Consider the following 1,168-nt stretch of genomic DNA (forward strand, 5'->3'; position numbering starts at 1 on the left):
ATGTCGATCATCTGGCGAATGTCATTATCACGGCCAAAGACCGGATCAATGCCGCCTTCAGCGGCGCGGGCGGTGATATCCAGCGTGAATTTATCCAATACGCTTTGCAAAGCCGGGGATAACACGTGAGGATTGGGCATGGGGTTATCTGCGGCGGTCTCCGCCAGGTCGACAGCCGATCCTGCCTCAGTCAAACGCGTCGTGACCTGCTTCTCCGGGCACTCGTCTGAGTGGCGATCCAACAGCGGGCGCAAGCGTTGCAGTTGCGTCACGCTCAAGCTCAGTAACGGCCAGGCATCATGCGCATGCAACCAGTCCGGCTGACCGCGCAGTGCCTGCAAAAGATGCGCCGAGCGAATAAATTCATTGCCCGCGTCCTGAGAAGCCACTTCCCAGGCGACCTGTAATAAATGCCACAGACGGTCTGACAACCGTGGGCGTTGATGATTGATGTTGTATGGCAGGCGATCCAGCGCAGCCAGGAGTGTCTGCCACAACGTATTCATATCCCACTGATAATGCCGGGCAATGACGGTAATATCGCCTTCCCCCATTTCAAGCAGCTTGAGCAACCAGTGTTCTACGGTAATTTCACTTTGTGCCCGTGTCCGGCAAAGTACAGCCGCTGCATCCAGCGCCTGTACGCAATAGGGATTTAACCGGCGAAGTAAAATGGCTGACGGATTTTCCATGACAGTTTTCTCCATCCTGTTCCTCTGTTGCTTCGGGTACGCTACCGCCCATAGCCGTATACCGAGGCCCATAAGGTCATGATGCTTCATGATTTCAGGTGTTTTTGTCCCAGGCGGGGCCAACGGCCCCACCCGCCTATCAATGATAAAAAATAAAAAAACAGCGGACGTTACGCCGTCGAACGTTCACTCCAGGAATCGGAGTGAATGACGTTGCCGTCTTTGTAAGTCCAGGTGATTTTTTCGTAGCGGAACTCAACGCGTTCCAGATGGTTGTGCTTCTCTTTGGCCGGATCTTTGATGTCATGCATCAGCGGCGCCACTTTCACCACCTTCACGTTATCCAGTTTGGTGTTGAAATATTCTTTCTCCTGACCGGCATCATCAATTTTGTACCACTTGATTTCCGCCGATTTCAGGGTCTGACCGCTGGTGACCGCCTTATACAGATACGGGGTCGAGGCATCGACCTCTTT

Annotated in this window: 2 protein-coding genes; both read right to left on the bottom strand. The window is 53.3% G+C overall.

All coding sequences use genetic code 11. From position 1 onward, the window contains the following. Positions 1 to 692 (bottom strand): Clp protease N-terminal domain-containing protein (locus tag LGZ98_RS23780; RefSeq protein WP_315902012.1); only part of this gene is annotated, 692 nt, incomplete at its 3' end. Between the two features lie 170 nt (positions 693 to 862). Next, a partial coding sequence (gene tssD / locus LGZ98_RS23785; protein ID WP_262978735.1) for a type VI secretion system tube protein TssD occupies positions 863 to 1,168 on the bottom strand: 306 nt, incomplete at its 5' end.

This window comes from Photorhabdus kayaii, from assembly GCF_025384895.1.
Taxonomy (GTDB): domain Bacteria; phylum Pseudomonadota; class Gammaproteobacteria; order Enterobacterales; family Enterobacteriaceae; genus Photorhabdus; species Photorhabdus kayaii.